General features: G+C 70.0%; 17 protein-coding genes. 14 read left to right on the top strand and 3 right to left on the bottom strand.

The window, feature by feature from the left end; translation table 11 throughout:
• The first annotated feature begins 23 nt into the window (after positions 1-23).
• From AB0H88_RS04245 to AB0H88_RS04220, 6 genes are read left to right on the top strand one after another with little or no spacing between them, the layout of a single operon-like run.
• Positions 24-2,435 (top strand): glycoside hydrolase family 2 protein, encoded by a 2,412-nt coding sequence (locus AB0H88_RS04245; RefSeq protein WP_357641097.1) that lies wholly within the window; start codon positions 24-26, stop codon positions 2,433-2,435.
• Positions 2,432-4,123 (top strand): ABC transporter substrate-binding protein, encoded by a 1,692-nt coding sequence (locus AB0H88_RS04240; protein WP_357641094.1) that lies wholly within the window; start codon positions 2,432-2,434, stop codon positions 4,121-4,123. Before AB0H88_RS04245 ends, AB0H88_RS04240 begins: the two co-directional genes overlap by 4 nt.
• 54 nt (positions 4,124-4,177) lie before the next feature.
• Positions 4,178-5,164: an ABC transporter permease gene (locus AB0H88_RS04235; RefSeq protein ID WP_357641091.1), complete on the top strand. Its 987-nt coding sequence runs from the start codon at positions 4,178-4,180 to the stop codon at positions 5,162-5,164.
• Between the two features lie 4 nt (positions 5,165-5,168).
• Positions 5,169-6,038, top strand: coding sequence for an ABC transporter permease (locus tag AB0H88_RS04230; protein WP_357641088.1), 870 nt, complete (start codon positions 5,169-5,171; stop codon positions 6,036-6,038).
• Positions 6,035-7,093, top strand: coding sequence for an ABC transporter ATP-binding protein (locus tag AB0H88_RS04225; protein ID WP_357641085.1), 1,059 nt, complete (start codon positions 6,035-6,037; stop codon positions 7,091-7,093). The genes AB0H88_RS04230 and AB0H88_RS04225 overlap by 4 nt, the downstream gene beginning before the upstream one ends.
• The gene (locus tag AB0H88_RS04220; RefSeq protein WP_357641082.1) at positions 7,090-8,085 is read left to right on the top strand and encodes an oligopeptide/dipeptide ABC transporter ATP-binding protein; all 996 of its coding nucleotides are present in this window, start codon (positions 7,090-7,092) and stop codon (positions 8,083-8,085) included. Before AB0H88_RS04225 ends, AB0H88_RS04220 begins: the two co-directional genes overlap by 4 nt.
• Positions 8,086-8,089: 4 nt before the next feature.
• Here the strand turns inward: AB0H88_RS04220 and AB0H88_RS04215 are convergent, their stop codons facing one another.
• On the bottom strand, positions 8,090-8,998 hold the full coding sequence (locus AB0H88_RS04215; RefSeq protein ID WP_357641079.1) for an LLM class F420-dependent oxidoreductase: 909 nt from the start codon (positions 8,996-8,998) through the stop codon (positions 8,090-8,092).
• Between the two features lie 236 nt (positions 8,999-9,234).
• Between AB0H88_RS04215 and AB0H88_RS04210 the strand changes: the two genes are divergently transcribed.
• The 5 genes from AB0H88_RS04210 (at position 9,235) to AB0H88_RS04190 (ending at position 15,296) form a co-directional block, all read left to right on the top strand.
• A complete protein-coding gene (locus AB0H88_RS04210; protein ID WP_357641077.1) occupies positions 9,235-11,571 on the top strand; it encodes a glycoside hydrolase family 6 protein in 2,337 nt (778 codons plus the stop codon).
• A 125-nt stretch (positions 11,572-11,696) separates the two neighbouring features.
• Positions 11,697-12,488 (top strand): class I SAM-dependent methyltransferase, encoded by a 792-nt coding sequence (locus tag AB0H88_RS04205; protein ID WP_357641074.1) that lies wholly within the window; start codon positions 11,697-11,699, stop codon positions 12,486-12,488.
• A 270-nt stretch (positions 12,489-12,758) separates the two neighbouring features.
• The gene (locus AB0H88_RS04200; protein ID WP_357641071.1) at positions 12,759-13,283 is read left to right on the top strand and encodes an NUDIX domain-containing protein; all 525 of its coding nucleotides are present in this window, start codon (positions 12,759-12,761) and stop codon (positions 13,281-13,283) included.
• Positions 13,284-13,594: 311 nt separating this feature from the next.
• Complete coding sequence (locus AB0H88_RS04195; protein ID WP_357641068.1) at positions 13,595-14,464, top strand: MEDS domain-containing protein; 870 nt, start codon at positions 13,595-13,597, stop codon at positions 14,462-14,464.
• Positions 14,454-15,296: an STAS domain-containing protein gene (locus AB0H88_RS04190; RefSeq protein ID WP_357641066.1), complete on the top strand. Its 843-nt coding sequence runs from the start codon at positions 14,454-14,456 to the stop codon at positions 15,294-15,296. Before AB0H88_RS04195 ends, AB0H88_RS04190 begins: the two co-directional genes overlap by 11 nt.
• A gap of 48 nt (positions 15,297-15,344) precedes the next feature.
• On the opposite strand, the gene AB0H88_RS04185 is transcribed toward AB0H88_RS04190, so the two are convergent.
• Positions 15,345-16,748, bottom strand: a complete 1,404-nt coding sequence (locus AB0H88_RS04185) for a hypothetical protein (protein ID WP_357641063.1) — start codon at positions 16,746-16,748, stop codon at positions 15,345-15,347.
• 109 nt (positions 16,749-16,857) lie between these two features.
• Positions 16,858-17,535, bottom strand: a complete 678-nt coding sequence (locus AB0H88_RS04180) for a GntR family transcriptional regulator (RefSeq protein ID WP_357641060.1) — start codon at positions 17,533-17,535, stop codon at positions 16,858-16,860.
• A gap of 98 nt (positions 17,536-17,633) precedes the next feature.
• Here AB0H88_RS04180 and AB0H88_RS04175 point away from each other — a divergent pair, with 98 nt between their 5' ends.
• The 3 genes from AB0H88_RS04175 to AB0H88_RS04165 are packed head-to-tail and all read left to right on the top strand — an operon-like array spanning position 17,634 to position 20,498.
• Positions 17,634-18,569, top strand: a complete 936-nt coding sequence (locus tag AB0H88_RS04175) for an FAD binding domain-containing protein (RefSeq protein ID WP_357641058.1) — start codon at positions 17,634-17,636, stop codon at positions 18,567-18,569.
• A 13-nt stretch (positions 18,570-18,582) separates the two neighbouring features.
• Complete coding sequence (locus AB0H88_RS04170) at positions 18,583-19,089, top strand: (2Fe-2S)-binding protein (protein ID WP_357641056.1); 507 nt, start codon at positions 18,583-18,585, stop codon at positions 19,087-19,089.
• Entirely contained in the window at positions 19,086-20,498 is a 1,413-nt protein-coding gene (locus AB0H88_RS04165) for a molybdopterin cofactor-binding domain-containing protein (protein ID WP_357641054.1), read from the top strand. The genes AB0H88_RS04170 and AB0H88_RS04165 overlap by 4 nt, the downstream gene beginning before the upstream one ends.
• Positions 20,499-20,500: the final 2 nt, after the last annotated feature.

Below are 20,500 nucleotides of genomic sequence, written 5' to 3'. Positions count from 1 at the left end.
CGCTGCTCAAGTCCGGAGGGTTGATGACCCCGCTCCACCCCTTGCCCGAATCCTGGACCGTCCGCTCGGCGAGCGGCGACGTGCGGGCTCCGGCCACCGTGCCCGGTTGCGTGCACACCGACCTGCTCGCCGCCGGGCTGATCCCGGATCCCTACCTCGACGACAACGAGACCCGCCTGGCCTGGGTGGGGCGTACGGAGTGGCGTTACGAGACGGAGTTCTCGTGGGACGGCACCGAGCACGAGCGCACCGATCTGGTCTGCGAAGGGCTCGACACCGTAGCCGAGATCGAGCTCAACGGCGTGCGCGTGGGCGAGACCGCGAACATGCATCGCTCGTACAGATTCGACGTCCGCCCCGCGCTGCGCACCGGGAGCAACCGGCTGGCGGTGACCTTCCGGTCGGCGCTGGAGTACGCCGAGCGGCTGAAGGAGGAGCTCGGAGAACGGCCGAGCGCCTATACCGAGCCCTACAACTTCATCAGGAAGATGGCCTGCAACTTCGGCTGGGACTGGGGGCCGACGCTGGTCACGGCGGGCATCTGGCGGCCGATCGGGCTGCACGAGTGGAGCGGCGCCCGGCTGGCCGCCGTGCGGCCGGTGGTGACCGTCGAGGACGGCGTCGCCCGGGTCGCCGTGCATGTCGAGGTCGAGCGGGCCGTAAAGGCCGTCCAGGAGGAGCTGCGGATCACCGCCACCGTCTGCGGCAGGTCTGTGGTGGGAGCGCTCCCATCGGACACAGGGGTACTCGAGGTCGAAATTCACCAGCCAGAGCTCTGGTGGCCGCGCGGGTACGGCGAGCAGCCGCTGCACGAGCTGACCGTGACGCTCGGCGACGACCTTGACACGTGGCAGGGGAAGATCGGCTTCAGGACGGTCGAGGTGGACACGGCCGATGGCGCCTTCACCATCGTGGTCAACGGCCGCCCGGTCTTCGCCAAGGGCGTCAACTGGATTCCCGACGACTGCTTCCCGGTCAGGATCGACCGCGCCCGCTACGCCGAGCGTCTCGCGCAGGCGTGCGAGGCCGGCGTCAACCTGATGCGCGTCTGGGGCGGCGGCCTCTACGAAAGCGACGACTTCTACGACCTGTGCGACGAACTGGGGCTGCTGGTCTGGCAGGACTTCCCCTTCGCCTGCGCCGCCTACTCGGAGGAGGAGCCGCTGCGCTCGGAGGTCGAGGCCGAGGCCCGCGAGAACGTCACCCGCCTCATGCCGCATCCGAGCCTGGCCCTGTGGTGCGGCAACAACGAGAACATCTGGGGCCTGTTCGACTGGGGCTGGCGCGAGCGGCTGGCCGGGCGCACCTGGGGTGAGGGCTACTACCTCGACCTGCTGCCCGGCATCGTGGCCGAGCTCGACCCGGGCCGGGCGTACTGGCCGGGCAGCCCGTACTCGGGGTCGATGGACGTCCATCCCAACGACCCAGGCCACCACAACATTCACATCTGGGACGTCTGGAACCAACGCGACTACACCGCCTACCGCGAATACCGGCCCCGGTTCGTCTCGGAGTTCGGCTTCCAGGGGCCGGCCACGTACGCGACCATCAAGCGGGCCATCAGCGACGAGCCGCTCGCGCCCGACTCGCCCGGCATGCGCTTCCACCAGAAGGCGGTCGACGGTGACCTCAAGCTGGCCGCCGGGCTCAAGCCGCACTTCGCGCCGCCCGCCGGCTTCGCCGACTGGCACTACCTCACGCAGGTCAACCAGGCCAGGGCGATCCAGCTCGGCGTCGAGCACTTCAGATCCTTGTGGCCGCACTGCGCGGGCACGATCGTGTGGCAGCTCAACGACTGCTGGCCTGTCACGTCGTGGTCCGCGATCGACGGCGACGGGCGCAGGAAGCCGCTGTTCCACGCGCTGCGCCGGGCGTACGCCGACCGGCTGCTGACCGTGCAGCCGCGCGACGGCGGCCTGGCCCTGGTGGCGGTCAACGACACCGACGAGCCCTGGGTGAGCGGCGCGGTGGCCGCGCGGCTCGGCGTGGACGGTACGGAGTTGCGGGCCGAGAGCTTCGAGCTCGAGGTGGCGCCACGCGGCGCGGTGACGGTGCCCCTTGGCGTGGGTGAGCCGGCCGACCCGGCGAGAGAGCTGATCGCGGTGCGCGCGGGGGAGCGCAGGGCGCTGTGGTTCTTCCTGCCGGACAAGGACCTCGACCTGCCCGAGGGGCGGTGCACGGTGACGGTCGAAGGGCGAGACGTCATCGTCAGCGCGCACACGCTGGTGCGGGATCTGGCGATCTTCCCTGACCGGGTGCACCCCGACGCCGAGGTGGACGACCAGCTCATCACCCTCCTGCCCGGCGAAAGCCATCGATTCACGATAAATCGGGAAATCGGGGCTGATGTGCCCATGAGGTGGGTGAACGACCGCTCATCGATCTCCAGCAGGGACACCACCTCCCTGCCCGACCCCCCTGGGAGAAGTGCATGAGAAGAACCAAGGCGATCGTGGCAGCGGCCGCGCTTGCCCTCCTCACCGCGTGCTCGGGTGGTGGGGTGCCGCTGACCGCCGGCAGCGCCGCCCCATCCTCCGGCCCGGCCGCCGCCTCCGGAGGCGGCGCCAAGGACACCATCGTGAACGTCATCGCCGGCACCGGTCAGTTCAACGAGAACCTCAACCCCCTGGTCCAGGGCGCGCCCAACCTCATGGGCACCTGGGGGCTGATCTACGAGACGCTCATGTTCTTCAACCAGTCGAAGTCGGGTGACGTCCAGCCCCTGCTGGCCACCAAGTACGAGTTCGGCGACGAGGGTAAGTCGATCACCTTCACTCTCCGCGACGGCGTGAAGTGGAGCGACGGCAAGCCGTTCACCGCCGAGGACGTCGCGTTCAACTTCCTCTACCGCCGCGACGAGAAGGACCTGAACGCGGCCGGCACCAACATCAAGGACGCCCAGGTCCTCAGCCCCACCTCAGTGAAGATCAGCTTCACCGAGAAGATGTACACCAAGCTGTGGGACGTGGCCGGCCATCAGTACATGGTGCCCAAGCACATCTGGGAGAAGATCGACAAGCCCACCAAAGAGACGAACACCAAACCGGTCGGCACCGGGCCGTTCATGATGGGCGAGTTCACGCCGCAGAGCTACACGATGGTCAAGAACCCGAACCACTGGGACACCGGCAAGCCCAAGATCGCCGGAATGCGGTTCTGGTCGTACAACAACAACGACGCCTCCCTCCAGGCGATGGTCACCGGGCAGCTCGACTGGGGCGGCATGTTCATGGCCGACCCCGACAAGCAGTTCGTGGCCAAGGACCCCGAGCACAACGCCTACAAGAACGAGTCCCAGCTCTACGTCACCAACCTGGTGCCGAACCTGACCAAGGCCCCCATGAACGACCTGGCCGTCCGGCAGGCCATCAACCTCGGGCTCGACCGCGACAAGATCATCGAATTGGCGTTCGCCGGGCTCGGCAAGCCGGCCAGCCCGGCGGGCATAGTGCTGCCGCTCTTCCAGGACTACCTCTCGCCCAAGTACGCCACCGCGAAGCTGGAGTTCAACCAGGACAAGGCCCGCCAGACGCTGGAGGCGGCCGGATACGCCAAGGACGGAGACGGCTACTACGCCAAGGACGGCAAGCGCCTGTCGGTGACCTGTCACCTGGTGAGCGGCTGGACCGACTACGTCTCGGCCGCCCAGGTCATCAGGCAGCAGCTCAAGGAGGTCGGCATCGAGTTCAAGTCGAAGGAGGTCTCCTTCAACGCCTTCGTCGACATGCAGCAGAAGGGCGACTTCCAGCTGATGATGTGGAACGCCTATGGCGGCCCGCACCCGTACTACATGTACGACAACATCCTCAACAGCAAGAGCATCCCCCCGGCCAACCAGAACATGGCCCGCTACAAGAACCCGGCCGTGGACGCCGCGCTGAAGGTCATCGCCGACACCCCGCCGGAGCAGACGGACACGATCAAGCAGGCGATCTACGCCATCCAGGACGCCGTCGTGGCCGACCTGCCCTACATCCCGCTCCAGCAGTCCAGCGCCCTGGCCGAATTCCGGACCGCCAACGTCACCGGGTGGCCCAGCGAGCAGAACCCCTACGCGCTCGGCCTGCCCTTCTCCCACCCCGACAACGGCATCGTGGCCAAGAACCTCCAGCCGGTGCAGTAGGAACGACGAGGACGCGACCGGGGCCGCGCGCCCCGGTCGCCCGGGGAGAATCACATGGCATACCTTTGGCGCAAGCTCGGCTTCTACGCGGTGGCGCTGTGGGCCGCACTCACGATCAACTTCCTCATCCCGCGCCTGATCAGGGGCAACCCGGTCGACATCATCCTGTCGCGCTTCCAGACCAAACAGCCTCCGCCGCCGGAGTTCCGCAAGACCCTGGAGGTCATGTTCGGGGTGAGCCACGACCCGCTGTGGGTCCAGTACTTCGCCTACCTCCGCCAGCTGGCCACCGGGAACCTGGGCACCTCCGTCACCTACTACCCCGCCCCGGTGGGCACCGTGATCGGCCAGGCGATGCCCTGGACGCTCGGGCTGGTGTCGATAGCGCTGCTGATCACGGTCGGGCTCGGCGTCGGCCTGGGCATGGTGGCCGGGTGGCGGCGGGGGAGCTGGCTGGACGGGCTGATCCCGACCACGACGTTCCTGGCCGCGATCCCGTACTTCTGGCTGGCGCTGCTGCTGCTGTACTTCCTCGGGGCCGGGCTCGGCTGGTTCCCGCTGAACGGCTCCTACGACTACGCCCACGTACGCATGGGCTTCACCGGCGACTTCATCGGCAGCGTGCTCTACCACGGCGCGTTGCCCGCGCTCACGCTGGTGATCTCCGGCATCGCGGGCTGGCTGCTCGGCATGCGCAACATGATGGTCTCGACCATGGCCGAGGACTACGTGGTCATGGCGCAGGCCAAGGGGTTACGGCCGCGCCGGGTGATGGTCGCGTACGCGGCCCGCAACGCCGTCCTGCCCAGCGTGACCGGGTTCGCGATCACGCTGGGCTTCTTCGTCGGTGGCCAGGTCGCCACCGAGGTCGTCTTCTCCTACCCGGGCGTGGGGTTCGCGCTGCTGCAGGCCGTCGGCAGCGCCGACTACCCGCTCATGCAGGGCCTCTTCCTGATCATCTCGGTGGCCGTGCTGGCCGCCAACCTCCTGGTCGATCTGCTGTACGGACTGATCGACCCCCGAGTGCGGAAGGCGGGCTGAGGCAGTGACCGCTGTTGTGACCCTGGCCGCTCCCCGGGACCGGGTGCTCGGCCTGCCCAGATCGGGCAAGCTCGTCGCCGGACTGGTGATCGTCGGCTTCTTCGCCCTGCTCGCCATCGTCGGCCCCATCCTGGCCGGAGACCCCGAGGCCCTCGTGGCCGGCCGGCTCGAACCACCCTCGGCGCAGCAGTGGCTCGGCTCGACCGACACCGGGCAGAGCGTACTGGCCCAGCTGATGCACGCCACGCGCGGGTCGATGCTGATCGGCGTGATCGCCGGGGTGCTGGGCACGGTGGGCTCGCTGTTCATCGGCGTCGTCGGCGGCTATTTCGGCGGCTGGGTGGACGAGGCGTTCTCCCTGCTCAGCAACGTAGCCCTGGTCATCCCCACGCTGCCGCTGCTGATCCTGGTCGCCGACTACGTCGAGGACAGCGGCCCGTTCACCTACGCCCTGATCATCTCGATGATCAGCTGGGCGGGTCCCGCGCGGGTCATCCGCTCCCAGGTCATGTCGCTGCGCAACCGCGACTACGTGGACGCGGCCCGGGTGAGCGGCGAGCCCGGCTGGCGGATCATGGTCTTCCAGATCCTGCCGAACCTCGTCCCCGTCATCGCCTCCGGCTTCGTCTGGGCGATCATCGGTGCCATCCTCACCGAGTCGGGACTGTCCGCGCTCGGCCTCGGTGGCGGCGCGGTCACCTCCTGGGGCGGGATGCTCTACTACGCCCAGAACGGCTCCGCGCTCTCCATGGGCGCCTGGTGGTGGTTCGTACCGCCAGGGGTGTTCATCGCCGCGCTCGGCACCGGGCTCTCGCTGATCAACTTCAGCATCGACGAGCTGATGAACCCGCGACTGCGAAAGGCGGCCGCATGAACGACACGGTCCTGTCCGTACGCGACCTGAGCGTGGCTTATGGGCAGACCCGCGCGGTCCGCGGCGTGAGCTTCGACCTGGGCCGCGGCCAGGTCCTCGGCATCGCGGGCGAGAGCGGCTGCGGCAAGTCGACGCTGGCGTACGCGATCAACCGGCTGCTGCAGCCGCCCGGCCGGACCACCTCCGGCGAGGTGGTCTTCCATCCCAAGGACGGCGACCCCATCGACGTACTGGCCCTGGAGGGTGAGGAGCTGCGGCGCTTCCGGTGGCGACGGGTGGCCATGGTCTTCCAGAGCGCCATGAACGCCCTCAACCCCGTGCTCAGCGTCCGGCGCCAGCTCCACGACGTGTTCACCACCCACGAGCCGTCGATGTCCAGGCGCGAGCGGGAGGAGCGCGCCCGCGAGCTCCTGGAGCTGGTCGGCATCGATCCGGGGCGCATCGGCGCCTATCCGCACGAACTGTCGGGCGGCATGCGCCAGCGGGTGCTGATCGCGATGGCCATGGCGCTCAACCCCGACGTGGTCGTGCTGGACGAGCCCACGACGGCGCTGGACGTGGTGGTGCAGCGCGACATCCTGGAGGAGATCGACCGGCTGCGGGAGATGTTCGGCTTCGCCGTCGTCTTCATCACCCACGATCTGTCGCTGCTGCTGGAGATCAGCGATCATCTCGCGATCATGTACGGCGGCCGCATCGTCGAGTACGGCACCAGCAAGGACACCCTCCTCCAGCCCCGCCACCCCTACACGGTCGGCCTGCTCAACTCCTTCCCCAGCCTGCGCGGCGAACGCCAGGCGCTGCACGGCATCCCCGGCAGCCCGCCCGACCTGTCGAAGGAGCTCACGGGCTGCTCGTTCGCGCCCCGCTGCCCGTACGCGTTCGAAGGCTGCCACACCCACGAGCCCGAGCTGGACCCGATCCAGGACTCCCTGGTGGCCTGCCTCCAGTACGACCGCAGGCTGCACCCCGCCCGCCCCGACCGGCGCCTGCGGGAGCGCCGGTTCGAACACGCCGAGCAAGCCGAGCAAGCCGAGCATGAGGTGACGTCATGACGCCGATGACGGTCAGCCACCTGAGCAAGACCTTCAAGCTGTCCAGGAAGGAGCACCTTCGGGCGGTCGACGACGTCTCCTTCGAGCTGCGCTCCGGCGAGACCACCGCGCTGGTGGGGGAGAGCGGCAGCGGCAAGTCCACGATCGCCCGCATGCTGGCCAGGCTCGCCAAGCCCACCTCGGGCGAGATCCGGCTGGAGACCTCGAACTACCGCAAAGACGTTCAGATGGTCTTCCAGGACCCGTTCGCCTCGCTCAACCCGGCCCACACGATCGGCTACCACCTGCGCCGCCCCCTGGAGATCCACAAGTCGCCGGGCACGGCCGAGGAACTGCTGGAGCGGGTCAACCTGCCCGCCGCCTTCGCCCGCAGGTATCCGCACGAGCTGTCCGGCGGCCAGCGGCAGCGGGTGGCGATCGCCCGCGCGCTGGCACCGCGCCCCAAAGTCCTGCTGGCCGATGAACCGGTCTCGATGCTGGACGTGTCGATCAGGTTGGAGATCCTCAACCTGATCGACCGGCTCAAGAGGGAGGAGGAACTGGCCGTCCTCTATGTCACGCACGACCTGGCCACCGCGCGCTACTTCGCCCGCGACATCATGGTCATGTACCGGGGCCAGATCGTCGAGCGCGGCCCGGCCGACGACGTCATCCTCGCGCCGCGGCACCCGTACACCCGGCTGCTGGCCGAGGCCGCCCCCGACCCCTGGGCGGCCCACGAGGACGGGCGGCCCGCCCGGCAGGAGCGCAGGAGCGGCCCGCCCGTCGCCAGCGGGTGCCTGTTCCGCAACCGCTGCCCGTACGCCGCCGACGCGTGCGTCGGCCAGATCCCCACCTACGGCGAGGAGCACCGCGTCCGATGCGTCCTTGGGGAGGGCGAGCCCGCGGCGTCAGGTGTCCCGGGCGACGGTGAGCCCGCGGGGCGAGGTGTCCTGGGCGACGGTGAGCCCGCGGGGCGAGGTGCCCTGGGAGACGGTGAACCCTTGGCGTGAGATGTCAGCTCGAGACCACGTCGCTTTGAGCCAGGATGCGCAGGTGTTCCAGCAGTTCGCCGCTGGTCTCGGCGAGCGGCTGGATGCAGACGTGGTCCGCGCCGGCGTCGAGGTGGGCCCGCACCCGCTCGATGATCGCCTCCGGGTCGCCCCAGGCGACGATGGCGTCGACCAGGGCGTCGCTGCCGCCGTCGGCGAAATCCTTGTCATCCCAGCCCAGATCGCGCAGGTTGTTGGCGTAGTTGGGCAGCGCGAGGTAGTGCGTGGTGAAACGGCGGGCGGTCTGCCGGGCCCGCTCCGGGTCGGTGTCGAGCAGGACCGTCTGCTCCGGCGCCAGGACCGGATCGGGGCCGAGGACCGCGCGGGCGCGCGCGGTGTGCTCCGGGGTGACGAAATAGGGGTGCGCGCCCTGGGCGCGCTTCGCGGCCAGGTCCAGCATCTTGGGCCGTAGCGCGGCCAGCAGTCGCGGGGCCGGCTCGGGCAAGGGGCCGCCGTACTCCGACGCGTCCATGGCATCGAGGTAGTCGCGCATCGCGGACACCGGCTTGCTGTAGTCGTGGCCTCGCGCCGACACCAAGGGCGCGTGGCTCACGCCGAGGCCGAGCACGAACCGGCCGCCGTACGCCTCCGCGAGGGCGTTGGCCCCGGTCGCGATGGCGGTGGCGTCCCGGGCCCAGATGTTGGCGATGCCGGTAGCGATCATCATCTGCCGCGTCCCGCTCAACAGGATCGCCGAATGGACCAGCGCCTCCTTGGCCTTCGGCCCCTCACCCACCCAGAGCGTCCCGAAGCCCAGGCTCTCGATCTCGGCAGCCGCGTCCCGCTCGAAGGAGGCCGACTCGCCGCCCAGCGTGCTGTTCCAGACCCCTACTCGGCCCATGCGCCGCTTCAGCGCCGCGACATCAATCGTCATCTCGGGCATCACAACTCCCCGCCTCGTCGTCACAGTGGATCTCACGATACGCAGCGGATCATCGGGGCAGGTTAATGCCCGATTCACGGGTTGCCGTATTCCGGCGGTCCGCGGCGTGCCTGAACCCGGGTGCCGTGGGAGCCGTACCTTCTGACGACTGTCTGGAGCGGAAAGTCCTGTTGCGTGCAGGCGTCAGCAGGGCCTGGCGCCTGTGCGTCCTTCTAGATGGGCAGGCGATGGCACACGGCACCAAGCACGGCGACACGGTGGACGGGACGATCGGCGGTGACCCCCGGCTGGTCGGCGGCCATCGCATCATCCGCCGGCTCGGCGCGGGTGGGATGGGCGTGGTGTACCTCGCCGAGGGCGGGGCGCGGACGCTGGTGGCGATCAAGGTCATTCACCGGCACCTCGCCGGCGACCCGGAGTTCCGCCGGCGCTTCCGCCGCGAGGTCGCCACCGCGCAGCGGGTCGCCCGCTTCTCCACAGCTCCGGTGCTCGAGGCGGATCTGGACGGCGACCTGGCCTACGTCGTGACCGAGTACGTTCCGGGGCCGACGCTGTACAGCGCGGTCAAGGAGTGGGGCCCGATGGCGGGCTCGGAGCTCGAAGGGCTCGCCATGAGCATGGCGGTCGCGCTGGGGGCGATCCACGCGGCGGGCGTCGTCCACCGGGACCTCAAGCCGTCCAACGTGCTGCTGTCCCCGGCGGGTCCGAAGGTCATCGACTTCGGCCTCGCCTTCGCGGCCGACTCCACCACCCTCTCCGTCACCAGGATGGGCACGCCGGCGTACATGTCTCCGGAGCAGGTACGGGGGCTGCCGCTGGCGACGGCCTCCGACGTCTTCGCCTGGGGCGGGGTCGTGGTCTTCGCGGCCTGCGGGCAGCCGCCGTTCGGCTACGGGGCGGGGCACGAGGTGCTCTACCGGGTGGTCCACGACGATCCGGTGCTCCCCGAGCTGGACGGGGTTCTCGCGGATCTGGTGCCTCGGGCGCTGAGCAAGGACCCGGCGGCGCGGCCCACGGCGGCGGAGCTCGTGGACGCGTTCGCCGAGGGCCCGACGAGACGCCTCCCGCCCGCCGCCGTCCCAGCTCCGGCCCCGGCCCCGGCCCCGGCCCCAGCTCCGGCCCCGGCCCCGGCCCCAGCTCCAGCTCCAGCCCCGGTCGACACGCTCGCGACCGAGCCCCGCCTTGGTGCACGGCCACCTGCCCCCGTGCGTGAGGCCCCGGTCGGCACGACCGAGCCGCCGGGCGGCGATTCCAGGGGCCAGGCGACCACCTCGGAGCCAGATGGCGTCGTCGCCGGGGCGGGCAGGGATCGGCGACGACGCCGCAAGGCCACGTCGAGACGGCGGGTGTGGGGCGGCGCCGCCCTCGCCCTGGTGACGGCGGGCGCCGTCCTGACCTCCCTGGCGATCACCCACCGCGACCCGCTGGCTCCCGGCCCCTCCACGCGGCCCGCCGGGGACCCGGCCGTGGCGCAGGACGCGGGCGCGCGGTGGCGGAAACTCCCCGGCCAGAACCCCCTGCGCGCCGCCGGCGTCCGCTTCTACGTACAGCCGGACACCGACGCGGCCCGCCAGGCGCGGACCTGGTCGGCACAGGGCAGGACGGCCGACGCCGCCCTGATGCGGGCCCTGTCGGAGGTCCCCCAGGCCATCTGGCTCAGCGGCGGCTCACCCGCCGACATCTCCCGTACGGTCCGCGAGACGGTCACCCAGGCGGACCGGCAGCGGACCGTCCCGGTGCTCGTCACCAACAACATCCCGGGCCGTGACTGCTGGAACGGCGGCGCCCCGAACACCGGCACCTACCGCACCTGGATCGACGCCGTCGCCGAGGGCATCGGAAACCGGCCCGCCGTCGTCGCCCTGGAGCCCAGCGCCCTGGCCCGGCTGCCCGGCAGCCCGGAGTGCCCGCAGGGCGGGGAGGCGGCCGCCGTCGAGCGGTACGCCGATCTCTCCTACGCCGTGGAGACCCTCACCGGCCTGGCCGGCACCGCCGTCTACCTCGACGGTGGGCTGGCGGGGTGGCCCGCGTTCACGCAGATAGCCGACCGGCTGGTCAACGCGGGGGCGGTCCGCGCCGACGGCTTCTACGTCAACGCGGTCGGTTACCGCCTGACCGACCGCTCGCTCGCGTACGGCGCGAAGCTGTCCAGATGTATCTACCTGAGGGCGGTGTCGCGGACGGCCTCGTGCGCCGACATGGCCCTCGCCGCCGTGCCGGACGACGCGCCCGGCCTGCCGCACTTCGTCGTCGACACGAGCCGGAACGGAACGGGCGAGTGGCAGCCACCGGCCGGGCGCTTCCCGGCGCCGGACGAATGGTGCAACCCACCGGGCAGGGGCGCGGGAGCCCGGCCGACCGCCGACACCGGCAACCCACTGGCCGACGCGTCACTGTGGCTCAACAGCCCGGGGTTCTCCAACGGCCAGTGCACACGGGGCACTTCGGGACCGGCGGACCCGGCGTACGGCATCGTCACCCCGGCTTCCGGCCAGTGGTGGCCAGACCAGGCCCTTGAGCGGGCGCGAAACGCGGTTCCGCCGCTGCGACCCGGTGCCCCATAGTGGCGGCCGCTCCACCGGTTGTGCGGGTCCATCGTGGCTCTTCGAGCTTGGTGGGGTTTGACCGCCGGGCGGCACCGAACTGTCAGTACCGTTGGTGTCCGCTTGGCTGTAGCAGGGAGTTGAACATGCAGGACATCGTTGTCGACCCCGTTGCCCATAATCGGGCAGCCTGGGACAAGTATGTCCATGAGGGCATCGAGTGGTCGAGGCCGGTGAGTGCTGAGGATGTCGAACGCGCCCGCATGGGCGACTGGTCGATTGTTCTCATCGGGCGTGAGCCAGTCGACCGCTCCTGGCTGCCGACGGACGTGACCGGCAAGGACGTGTTGTGCCTGGCCTCCGGCGGTGGCCAGCAGGGTCCGATCCTCGCTGCCGCAGGGGCGCGGGTCACCGTGTTCGACAACTCGCCCCGCCAGCTCGGCCAGGACCAAATGGTGGCGGCGCGCGACGGACTCGAGCTGCGCACCGTCCTAGGCGACATGCGCGACCTCAGCGCCTTCGGCGACGCAACATTCGACGTCGTATTCCACCCGGTCTCGAACCCGTTCGTACCAGACTTGGCACCAGTGTGGCGTGAGTGCTTCCGCGTCCTGCGGCCGGGCGGAACTCTGCTCGTGGGCTTCCTTAACCCTGATGTGTACTTGTTCGACCACGAGGCGCTCGACGAGCGCGGCGAGCTGGTCGTCGTGCACCAGCTGCCCTACAGCGATGTCACGCAGTACTCCGCTGAGGAACGCGCCACGAAGTTCGGCGCGGATGCCCCTCTTGAATACAGTCACACCCTCACCGACCAGATCGGCGGGCAACTCGCCGCGGGGTTCGTCCTCACCGGCTTCGCAGAAGCACCGCACCAATCCAACGCATCCGCTCCATACATGTCGCACTATTTTGCCACTCTGGCGGTCAAGCCGGGCTGACCCAGCGGGGGCCGGCCGAAATGGCCCTGTCTCCGAACGGCCAAGTGGAGCGCTGTGCCAGCCCGACCCCCACCAACTTCGCTGAGCCTCCATCGTTCGGGTGCGCGGGCTGAGGGTCGTACCGTGTGATCATGGGTTGATCCAGCGGTCGGGCAGGTCTCATGTGCGGCGGTCAGGATAGAGATGCGTTTGTCGCTCGCGCGAGGCAGCAGGCGGGCCTCCCCTTGTAGCGTGGTGCCGGTCCAGGCGTCCACGCAGGGGAGCAGCCGCATGCGTTGGCAGGTCCACTCGGAAGAACCGCTGTACACCGACCGCTGGCTTGACGTTCGGGTGGCCGACGTGGAGCTTCCGGACGGAAGACATCTCGATCACCGGCTCCTTCGTACCGCGCCCGGAGCGGGTGCTGTCGTCACCGACGATCAGAACCGTGTACTGCTCATCTGGCGGCACCGCTTCATCACCGACACCTGGGGTTGGGAAATCCCGATCGGCAAGATCGAGGAGGGCGAGGAGCCGATCGCTGCCGCCGCCCGCGAAGTCGAAGAGGAGACCGGCTGGCGACCGGGCCCCTTGCGGCCGCTGCTCTACACCCAGCCGACCAACGGCATCTCCGACTCCGAGCACCACATCTTCCGCGCCGACAGCGCCCAGCACATCGGGCCGCCCACCGAAGGATGGGAGGCGGAACGCATCGAGTGGGTCCTCCTGACGGACATCCGCCGCCTGATCGACAAGCGCGACATCGTCAGCGGCACCAGCATGAACGCTCTGCTCTACGTCCTCGCGGGGGTGTAGCGGCGCGCGGCCGCTGTGGGCCGGGGGCCTCCACCGCTCCGTGTCCTCTGGTGCTCTGCATGCCAAAGACCGGCACACCACAACAGGGTCATAGACTCGGCTGGAGACTGAGCCGAGAAACCGCACGTCGGAGTGGTACGAGGTGGGACCTGAATCCGCGACCAACGGATTATGCGGGCGCTCATCGGGCATGTGGGGCCGGAAAGAGTTACGGGCGACATCCGAAATCCCCTACGGTCTGTTGGTCACTACTCTAAGTTCCGCAACGGTGCGTGCTCCGGGAGGTGGCCGCGATCGGGAAGGTGGCATGGGTGACGGTCGGCGCTGAAACGCAGATCACGGATCTGACCATCAACGATCATGCCTGCCTGACCTTCGGCGAGCATGAGGAGTTGCTCGACCTCACCACGGCCTTCGTACGGGACGGACTGGCAGAGGGGCAGCGCGTCGTCTGGCTGGCGGAGGAGCCGGCGCGCAGCCTGGCGGAGCTGGACCGGCGGGGAGTGGTCGCGCGGGAGGCAACGACGGCTGGGCGAATAATGGTCATGACCTGCAAGGACGGGCTGCTGGACGGGCAGGCGTTCACCGCGGAGCACGCCACGCGGTGGCTGCGCGATCAGATGGTACGCACCGCGCGCGAGGGTTATCCCGGACTACGCGTGGCGCTCGACATGAGCTGGGCCTTAACGCCGGTGAGCGGCATCGAGCAGTTGCCGGCCTTCGAGGAGGAGATCGCGGCGACGCTGGCGGGCGGCGGCGCGGCGGTCCTGTGCCAGTATGACCGCGAACGCTTCGACCCGATCACCCTCGCCTCGGTGTCGGGCTATCACACCCATACGGTCGCCGCGGCCACTTATCATCACGACGCGCTGCTGCGCATCTGCCGGCAGTACGCTCCGCCGGGCATTCGGCTGGCCGGGCAGCTCGACCGGGCGGCCGAAGACGCGCTCAGGCTGGCCTTGAGCGAAACCATTCGGGTCGATGACGACATAACCGTTAACATGGCCGAACTCTCCTTCATCGACCTGTCCAGCGCTCGTATGATCATTGACGCCGTCCGCAGCCTGCCCGCGCCTCGCAAAGCGACACTGCGCTGCAGCCCTGCCATCCACCCGCGATTCGCCCTGCTGGGCGCTTCCGCGCTGCCCGGACTCAGCTTGGTGGCCACTCATGACGGGTAACCGGCCACCTGATCGTCCGGCGTCGTCCTCCGGCGAGCTGGAGGGTCAGCGGCACCTGGAGGATCAGCCGGCTGTACAGGATCAGCAGCGTCTGGAGGATCAGCGGCATGTGGCAGGGCCGGTCGAGTCGGCCGTCCTCCTGGACCAGCCCTTCGACCGCGGCTCGCTCTACGCGCTGCGGGCGACACTGGAGGCGCACGCGATCCAGGCGGGGCTGCCCGAGGGCCGAAGCGCGGACCTGGTCCTCCTCGGACACGAGCTGGCCAGCAATGTCATCCTGCACGGCTCCGGAAACGGATGGGTGCGCCTGGCGGTCGCGGACGGCATGCTGCGCTGCGAGGTCGTCGACAGCGGCGCCGCTCACCCGAAGCAGGGGACTCCTGGATGGCCGTACCAGTTCGGGCACGGGCTGTGGATAGCCCGCTTCCTCAGCGATTTCCACACCGTGAGCCATGGCCCCGGCGGCACCGTCGTCACCGTGGATTTCGCGCTGCCCAGCCCGCTCCGCCCGGCCTTCGAGCTGACCCGCCATTCCCAGAACGGCCGCACCACGCTGAGTCTGGTGGGCGACCTCGACCAGCGGACGGCTCCCGACGTCATCGCCACCGTCGAGTCCCTGATCTCGACGACCAAGCCCCTCCGGCTCGTCCTGGACCTGAGCGGGATGACGTTCTGGGACTCCACCGGCATCACCGCCCTCGTCACCTCACAGGAGCACGTCGCCGCCGCTCCAGGCGCGACCATGGCCCTGGCCGGGCTCTCGGCGGAGCACCAGGGGCGCCTTGACTCCCTCGGGTTCGTCTCCTTCACCTACGACAACATCAGCCACTAGAGCGGCGACCGCAGCGGTCTCCGAGGCCCGTCGTGTGCTTCACCTTTGTCACCATGCATGGACGGGTGGGTCCTGCTCGCCGGGCACCACCTGGGTGCGACCGGTTTCGAGGTCGAGGCGCAGCAGTTGCGAGCGGGCGCCGCCGCACGGAGGCGGTCCGGCCAGAGGCGGCTGGTCCATCTCCGCGCCCTCCCGGTCGACGCCGACCAGCACGTAGCGGCCGGTCGGGTTCAGCGCCAGCGATTGGATGTGGCCGCAGTCCACCGCCAGGACCTCCCTGACCAGCCGCGTCCCCTCATACAGGACCAGCGTGCGAGCCGGCCTGCCTGACGCCCGCAGTTGCCGCCCGCCGGGCAGGGACAGGAGCGAACGGGTCAACTCGGGGTCGGCCGGCACAGCGACCTCCCCGATCGCGCCCGTGCCCACGTCGAGGGTGGCCAGGCCGCTGGTCGGGACTCTGTGCTCGGGGAGCGCGAGGATCCGGGCGTCCAGCCACTGGAGACCATCGCCGCTGACCGGCCATTCGCGTTCCAGGGTGCCCGCGAAGTGGGTTTCGCCCGTGATACGCCCGTAGGCGATGCGGCCCTCGGCCGAGACGGCCAGACCGCTGACCGTGCCCTTGAGGGTGGGAGTGAGCCGCTCGCCGACCGTGATCCGGCCCTCGCCGTTCATGGACAGCCGGTAGAGGCGGGAGTAACGGCCCGACGGGCTGGTGAGCGCCGCTACATAGTGGCCGGGTTCGGTGTCGCGGACGATGCGATCGTACTGAAAGTAGGTGCGTGTCGCCTGGGGCAGCAGGCTCACCGGCGCACCGGACTCCAGGTCGAGCACGTACGGCCGGTCCACGCCGGCCACCGCGTAACGCGGGGTGCCGTCGGCGTTGACCGGCAGCCCGATCAGCGCGGCTGGCAGGAAGGCGGCCAGTACGACGGCTGCCACCGCCAGCCCGGCGGCGCGCAACTCGGTCAGACGCGGCCGAATTCCCGCGCCCGCGATCCCGGCCAGAAGGACCATGGTGGCGGGGGAGAGCAGCCACACCAAGATCAGGCGCGGCACCATGAACGACGGCGGCGGCGCCTGCGCGTACAGGCACTCCTGCCAGGCGAAGGGCAGGTCGGGAGACAGCCGGTCCTCGACCTCGGACAGCACGGCGGGGAGCAGGGCGACCGCCAGTCCCAGCGTGACGGGGAGCGAAGAGCTGCCCCGGCTCGCGTTGGGAACGCCCCGGGGCCGCGACCGGATCGCCCAGCACGCCGTCAGTGCCAGCAGTACGGGCTGGAGCCAGACGACCCAGTCACCGAGGAAACCGGCCACCTGGGCCGCCGGAACGGGTTGGGGCCAGTCCATCCACCCGTCACCGCCGCAGCGAACCATCACCGTTTCAGTGAGCAGCGGTTCGACCAGCAGTTTCCACAGCGACAGCGCCACCACTGCCGACCAGAAGAACTTCATGACGCGCATTTGGGGGGCTTTCCGCGCTCTTAGTAGGGGGCCGGAGTAGCCTAGCGGCCGCCGCGCCCGCCATGATCACCAATCCGCGCCGGGTCCGCCGAGTCGATGGTCAGCCCGCGGCGGAGTCGCGGGTGCGGCCGTGGGCGTCGTGCGGGAGGTCGGCGTAGTGCCACTGGTGGTCGCGGGCGTGCCGGCACGCGGTCTCCAGGTCGCCGTCCTCGATCGTGGCCAGCAGGTCGGCGTGGTCGCGGACGATGTCGTGCAGGTCGACCTCGGTGGCGACCATCGTGACCGACGTGCGCGCCTCGATCTGCAGGCCCTCCCATGAGAGCTTGAGCAGCTCGTTGTGCGCGGCCTCGACTATGCGCCGGTGGAAGGACACGCTGGCGCGCGCCGACGCCTCGCCGTCGCCGCTCTCGGCGGCGGCCCGCATCGCCGCCACGTCCGTACGCAGCTCCTCCACCGGCATGGTTCCGGCCAGCAGGGCGAGCCGGGTGGCCGTCTCCTCCAGCGCCGCCCGTACGACGTAGCTCTCCCGGAGGGTCTCCTGGACGAAGGGCCGGACGAAGGTGCCGCGGCGCGGCTGGGTCTCCACCAGTCGCATCACCTCAAGCTCGCGCAGCGCCTCGCGCACGGGCGCCTGGCTGGTGCCGTAGGTCGCCGCGAGCCGGGTCTCCACCAGCCGCTCGCCGGGCCTGAACTGGCCGGACACGATCCTGCCGACCAGCGAATCGCGGATCTGCCGGGCCAGGGTGAGGCGCGGCAGCTTGGAGGGCTCATCAGCCATGGAGTGATCCTACCGATTATCGATAGCCATCTTGACTCCTCACGCTTCGATAATCAATTATCGATAATTACGAGCCGAGCGCAGGGGAGGGCCGCGACATGGTGATCCAGGCGGTGCACGTGCCGGAGTCCGCCGAGGAGGTGGTCACCCGCTCCGGGCGGGGCGGCTGGATCATGGGTGGCGGCACCGTCGTGATGCCGCTGGTGAACAGTGGGGCGGCGCCCGCGACCGAGCTGGTCAGCCTGCGCCGGGCCGGGCTGGACGGCATCGAGGTGCGCGACGGCGTGGCCACGATCGGGGCGGCGGCCACCCTCGCCGCCGTCGGCGAGCATCCCGGGCTCGCCTTCCTTCGCCCCGCGCTGCGGACGATCGCCTCTCCGACCATCCGCAACCAGGCCACGGTGGGCGGCAACCTGTTCGTCGCGCAGCCGTACGGCGACCTGGCCGTGTGCCTGCTCGCCCTCGACGCGAGGTGCGAGATCGCCGGGCCGGCCGGGCGGCGCGACGCGCCGGTGGCCGACGTGCTGGGCTCCGGGGTCGGCTCGGGCGAGGTCGTCGTGGCGGTACGGGCCACGCTGCCGGAGCCGGGCACCTGGTACTACCACAAGGCCATGCGCCGTCGCCTGAACTCGGCGGCGATCGTGACCGTCGCCTCCGTGACCCGCACCGCCGATGGCACGGTCACCTCGGACGGCGTGGTCACCTCGGACGGCGTGGTCACCTCGGACGGCGTGGTCACCTCGGACGGCGTAGTCACCTCGGACCACGTAGTCACCTCGGACGGCGTAGTCACCGCCGCCACGATCGCGCTCGGCGGTGTCGCTCCGCGTCCGGTGCGCGCCGTGTCGGCCGAGCGCCTGCTGTTGGGGCGCCCGCTGACCCACGAGGTCCTCACCGAGGCGGGTGAGGCGGCCCGTGGCGACATCGACCCCTTCGACGACGCCTACGCCAGCGCGTGGTACCGGACGCGGGTCCTGCCCGTGCACCTGCGCCGCGCCTTCATCCCCGAGCCCGAGCCTCAGCCGTACCAGTAAAGAGGGGTGGACCGTGCCGTCACAGATCGTCTCGCTCGTCGTCAACGGTGAGCGGCGGGAGTTCATCGCCGCGCCGGGGGCCACGCTGCTCGCGAGCCTGCGTGAGTCGCTGGGGCTCACGGCGGCCAAGCGTGGCTGCGCGCAGGGTGCCTGCGGTACCTGCACCGTCCTGGTCGACGGCCGGCCCGAGGTCGCGTGCCTGGTCGCGGTGGAGACCGTGGCCGGCAGCGAGGTTCGCACGCTGGAGGGGGTCGCCGCCGGTGGTGAGCTGGACGAGGTGCAGAGCGCCTTCGTCGACTGCTTCGCCACCCAGTGCGGCTTCTGTACGTCCGGAATGATCATGGTCGCCGAGGCGCTGCTCGAACGGGATCCCGATCCGAGCGAGGAGGACGTCGTGGAGGCGATATCGGGCAACGTCTGCCGGTGCACCGGCTACCGGCCCATCGTGATCGCCATCCTGGAGGCGGCCAGACGCCGGCGCGCCCAGCCCCAGCAAGAGGAGGAGGCGGTCACGCGATGACCTACCGGCTGGCACCCATCGACACGAGCACGTTCGCCGCCGAGCGGGCCGCCGCGGGCACGGGGGTGGACGGTGGTGGCGACTTCACCGTGATCGGCTCCGTGGTCCAGCGGTCCGACGCGCGGGGGCACGTCACCGGGCGTACCGAGTTCTTCGAGGACGTGGCCCCGGCGCGGCTCGCCCACCTGAAGATGCACCGCTCGGCCCGGCACCACGCCAGGATCCGGGACGTGGACCTGAGCGAGGCCCTGGCCGTGCCCGGTGTCCTGCGGATCCTCACCCACACCGACATCCCGAACAACCTCTACACCCCGCTCAAGCTGATCGGCGTCGGGCCCGACGACGAGCCCATCCTGGCCGTGGACAAGGTGCGCTACCTCGGCGAGCCCATCTGCGCCGTGGTCGCCGAGACCGAGGCGGCCGCGCTGGAGGGCGCGGCCAGGATCAGGGTCGTCTACGAGGACCTGCCGCCGGTCTTCGACGTCGAGGAGGCGTTGAAGGAGGGCGCGCCGCTGGTCAACGACTACCACGGGCAGAACCACTTCATCTACGAGGGCCACCACTGCCGGCGGCTCCGGTTCGGCGACGTGGAGGCGGCGTTCGCGCGGGCCGATCACGTCTTCGAGTGGCGCTACCAGTCCGCGCCGATCGAGCAGGCTCCCGCCGAGACCACCGGCTGCGTCGTGGTCCCGCAGGCCGATGGGCGGCTGCGCATCCACTCCGACACCCAGGCGTGCTTCTTCACCCTGGACAACACGGCGCTGATCCTGGAGACGCCGTTCAACAAGTTACGCATCGTCGGCGGTACGGTCGGCGGCGGCTTCGGCGGCAAGGTGGACGTGGTGGTCGAGCCGGTCGCGTGCGTGGCCGCGATGGCGACCGACCGGCCGGTCAAGTTCGTCTACGACCGGGCCGAGGAGATGCAGGTCTCCTCGCCGCGCGCGGCCGAGCGCATCTACATCAAGGACGCGGTGATGGCCGACGGCCGGATCATCGGCCGCAAGGTCACGCTGTACGTCGACGCCGGCGCGTACGCCCGCCACACCCCGTACGGCACCACCAAGGCCGCCGCGCACCTGCCCGGCCCCTACTCGATCCCGAACGTGTGGGCCGACTGCCACTGTGTGTTCACCAACCGCACGCCGTCCAGCGCCATGCGCGGGTTCGGCGTGACCATCGCCGACTTCGCGCTGGAGTCGCAGATGGACCGGATCGCCCGCGCCCTGGAGCTGGACCCGCTGCGGCTGCGCCTGCTCAACGCCTACCGCGACGGAGATCTCAAGGCCCATCGCAAGGTCGCCGAGGGTACGGCCCTGGTCGAGGTGATCCAGAAGGCGGCGGAGATGGCCGGGCACGAGCTGCCCGAGGCGTACCGCCGCATGTCCTCCACGACCCGAGAAGGGCTGTAGCG

The organism is Nonomuraea sp. NPDC050680 (assembly GCF_040654555.1).
Taxonomy (GTDB): domain Bacteria; phylum Actinomycetota; class Actinomycetes; order Streptosporangiales; family Streptosporangiaceae; genus Nonomuraea.
The sequence above is the reverse complement of the archived record's forward strand: the minus strand, read 5'-3'. Positions and strand labels throughout refer to the sequence as shown.

Coding starts and splice junctions, on each gene's coding strand:
- AB0H88_RS04175 (WP_357641058.1), top strand. CDS start 17,634: ATGGTGATCCAGGCGGTGCACGTGCCGGAGTCCGCCGAGGAGGTGGTC.
- AB0H88_RS04205 (WP_357641074.1), top strand. CDS start 11,697: ATGCAGGACATCGTTGTCGACCCCGTTGCCCATAATCGGGCAGCCTGG.
- AB0H88_RS04180 (WP_357641060.1), bottom strand. CDS start 17,535: ATGGCTGATGAGCCCTCCAAGCTGCCGCGCCTCACCCTGGCCCGGCAG.
- AB0H88_RS04240 (WP_357641094.1), top strand. CDS start 2,432: ATGAGAAGAACCAAGGCGATCGTGGCAGCGGCCGCGCTTGCCCTCCTC.
- AB0H88_RS04190 (WP_357641066.1), top strand. CDS start 14,454: ATGACGGGTAACCGGCCACCTGATCGTCCGGCGTCGTCCTCCGGCGAG.
- AB0H88_RS04165 (WP_357641054.1), top strand. CDS start 19,086: ATGACCTACCGGCTGGCACCCATCGACACGAGCACGTTCGCCGCCGAG.
- AB0H88_RS04215 (WP_357641079.1), bottom strand. CDS start 8,998: ATGACGATTGATGTCGCGGCGCTGAAGCGGCGCATGGGCCGAGTAGGG.
- AB0H88_RS04200 (WP_357641071.1), top strand. CDS start 12,759: ATGCGTTGGCAGGTCCACTCGGAAGAACCGCTGTACACCGACCGCTGG.
- AB0H88_RS04210 (WP_357641077.1), top strand. CDS start 9,235: ATGGCACACGGCACCAAGCACGGCGACACGGTGGACGGGACGATCGGC.
- AB0H88_RS04245 (WP_357641097.1), top strand. CDS start 24: ATGACCCCGCTCCACCCCTTGCCCGAATCCTGGACCGTCCGCTCGGCG.
- AB0H88_RS04185 (WP_357641063.1), bottom strand. CDS start 16,748: ATGAAGTTCTTCTGGTCGGCAGTGGTGGCGCTGTCGCTGTGGAAACTG.
- AB0H88_RS04235 (WP_357641091.1), top strand. CDS start 4,178: ATGGCATACCTTTGGCGCAAGCTCGGCTTCTACGCGGTGGCGCTGTGG.
- AB0H88_RS04225 (WP_357641085.1), top strand. CDS start 6,035: ATGAACGACACGGTCCTGTCCGTACGCGACCTGAGCGTGGCTTATGGG.
- AB0H88_RS04220 (WP_357641082.1), top strand. CDS start 7,090: ATGACGCCGATGACGGTCAGCCACCTGAGCAAGACCTTCAAGCTGTCC.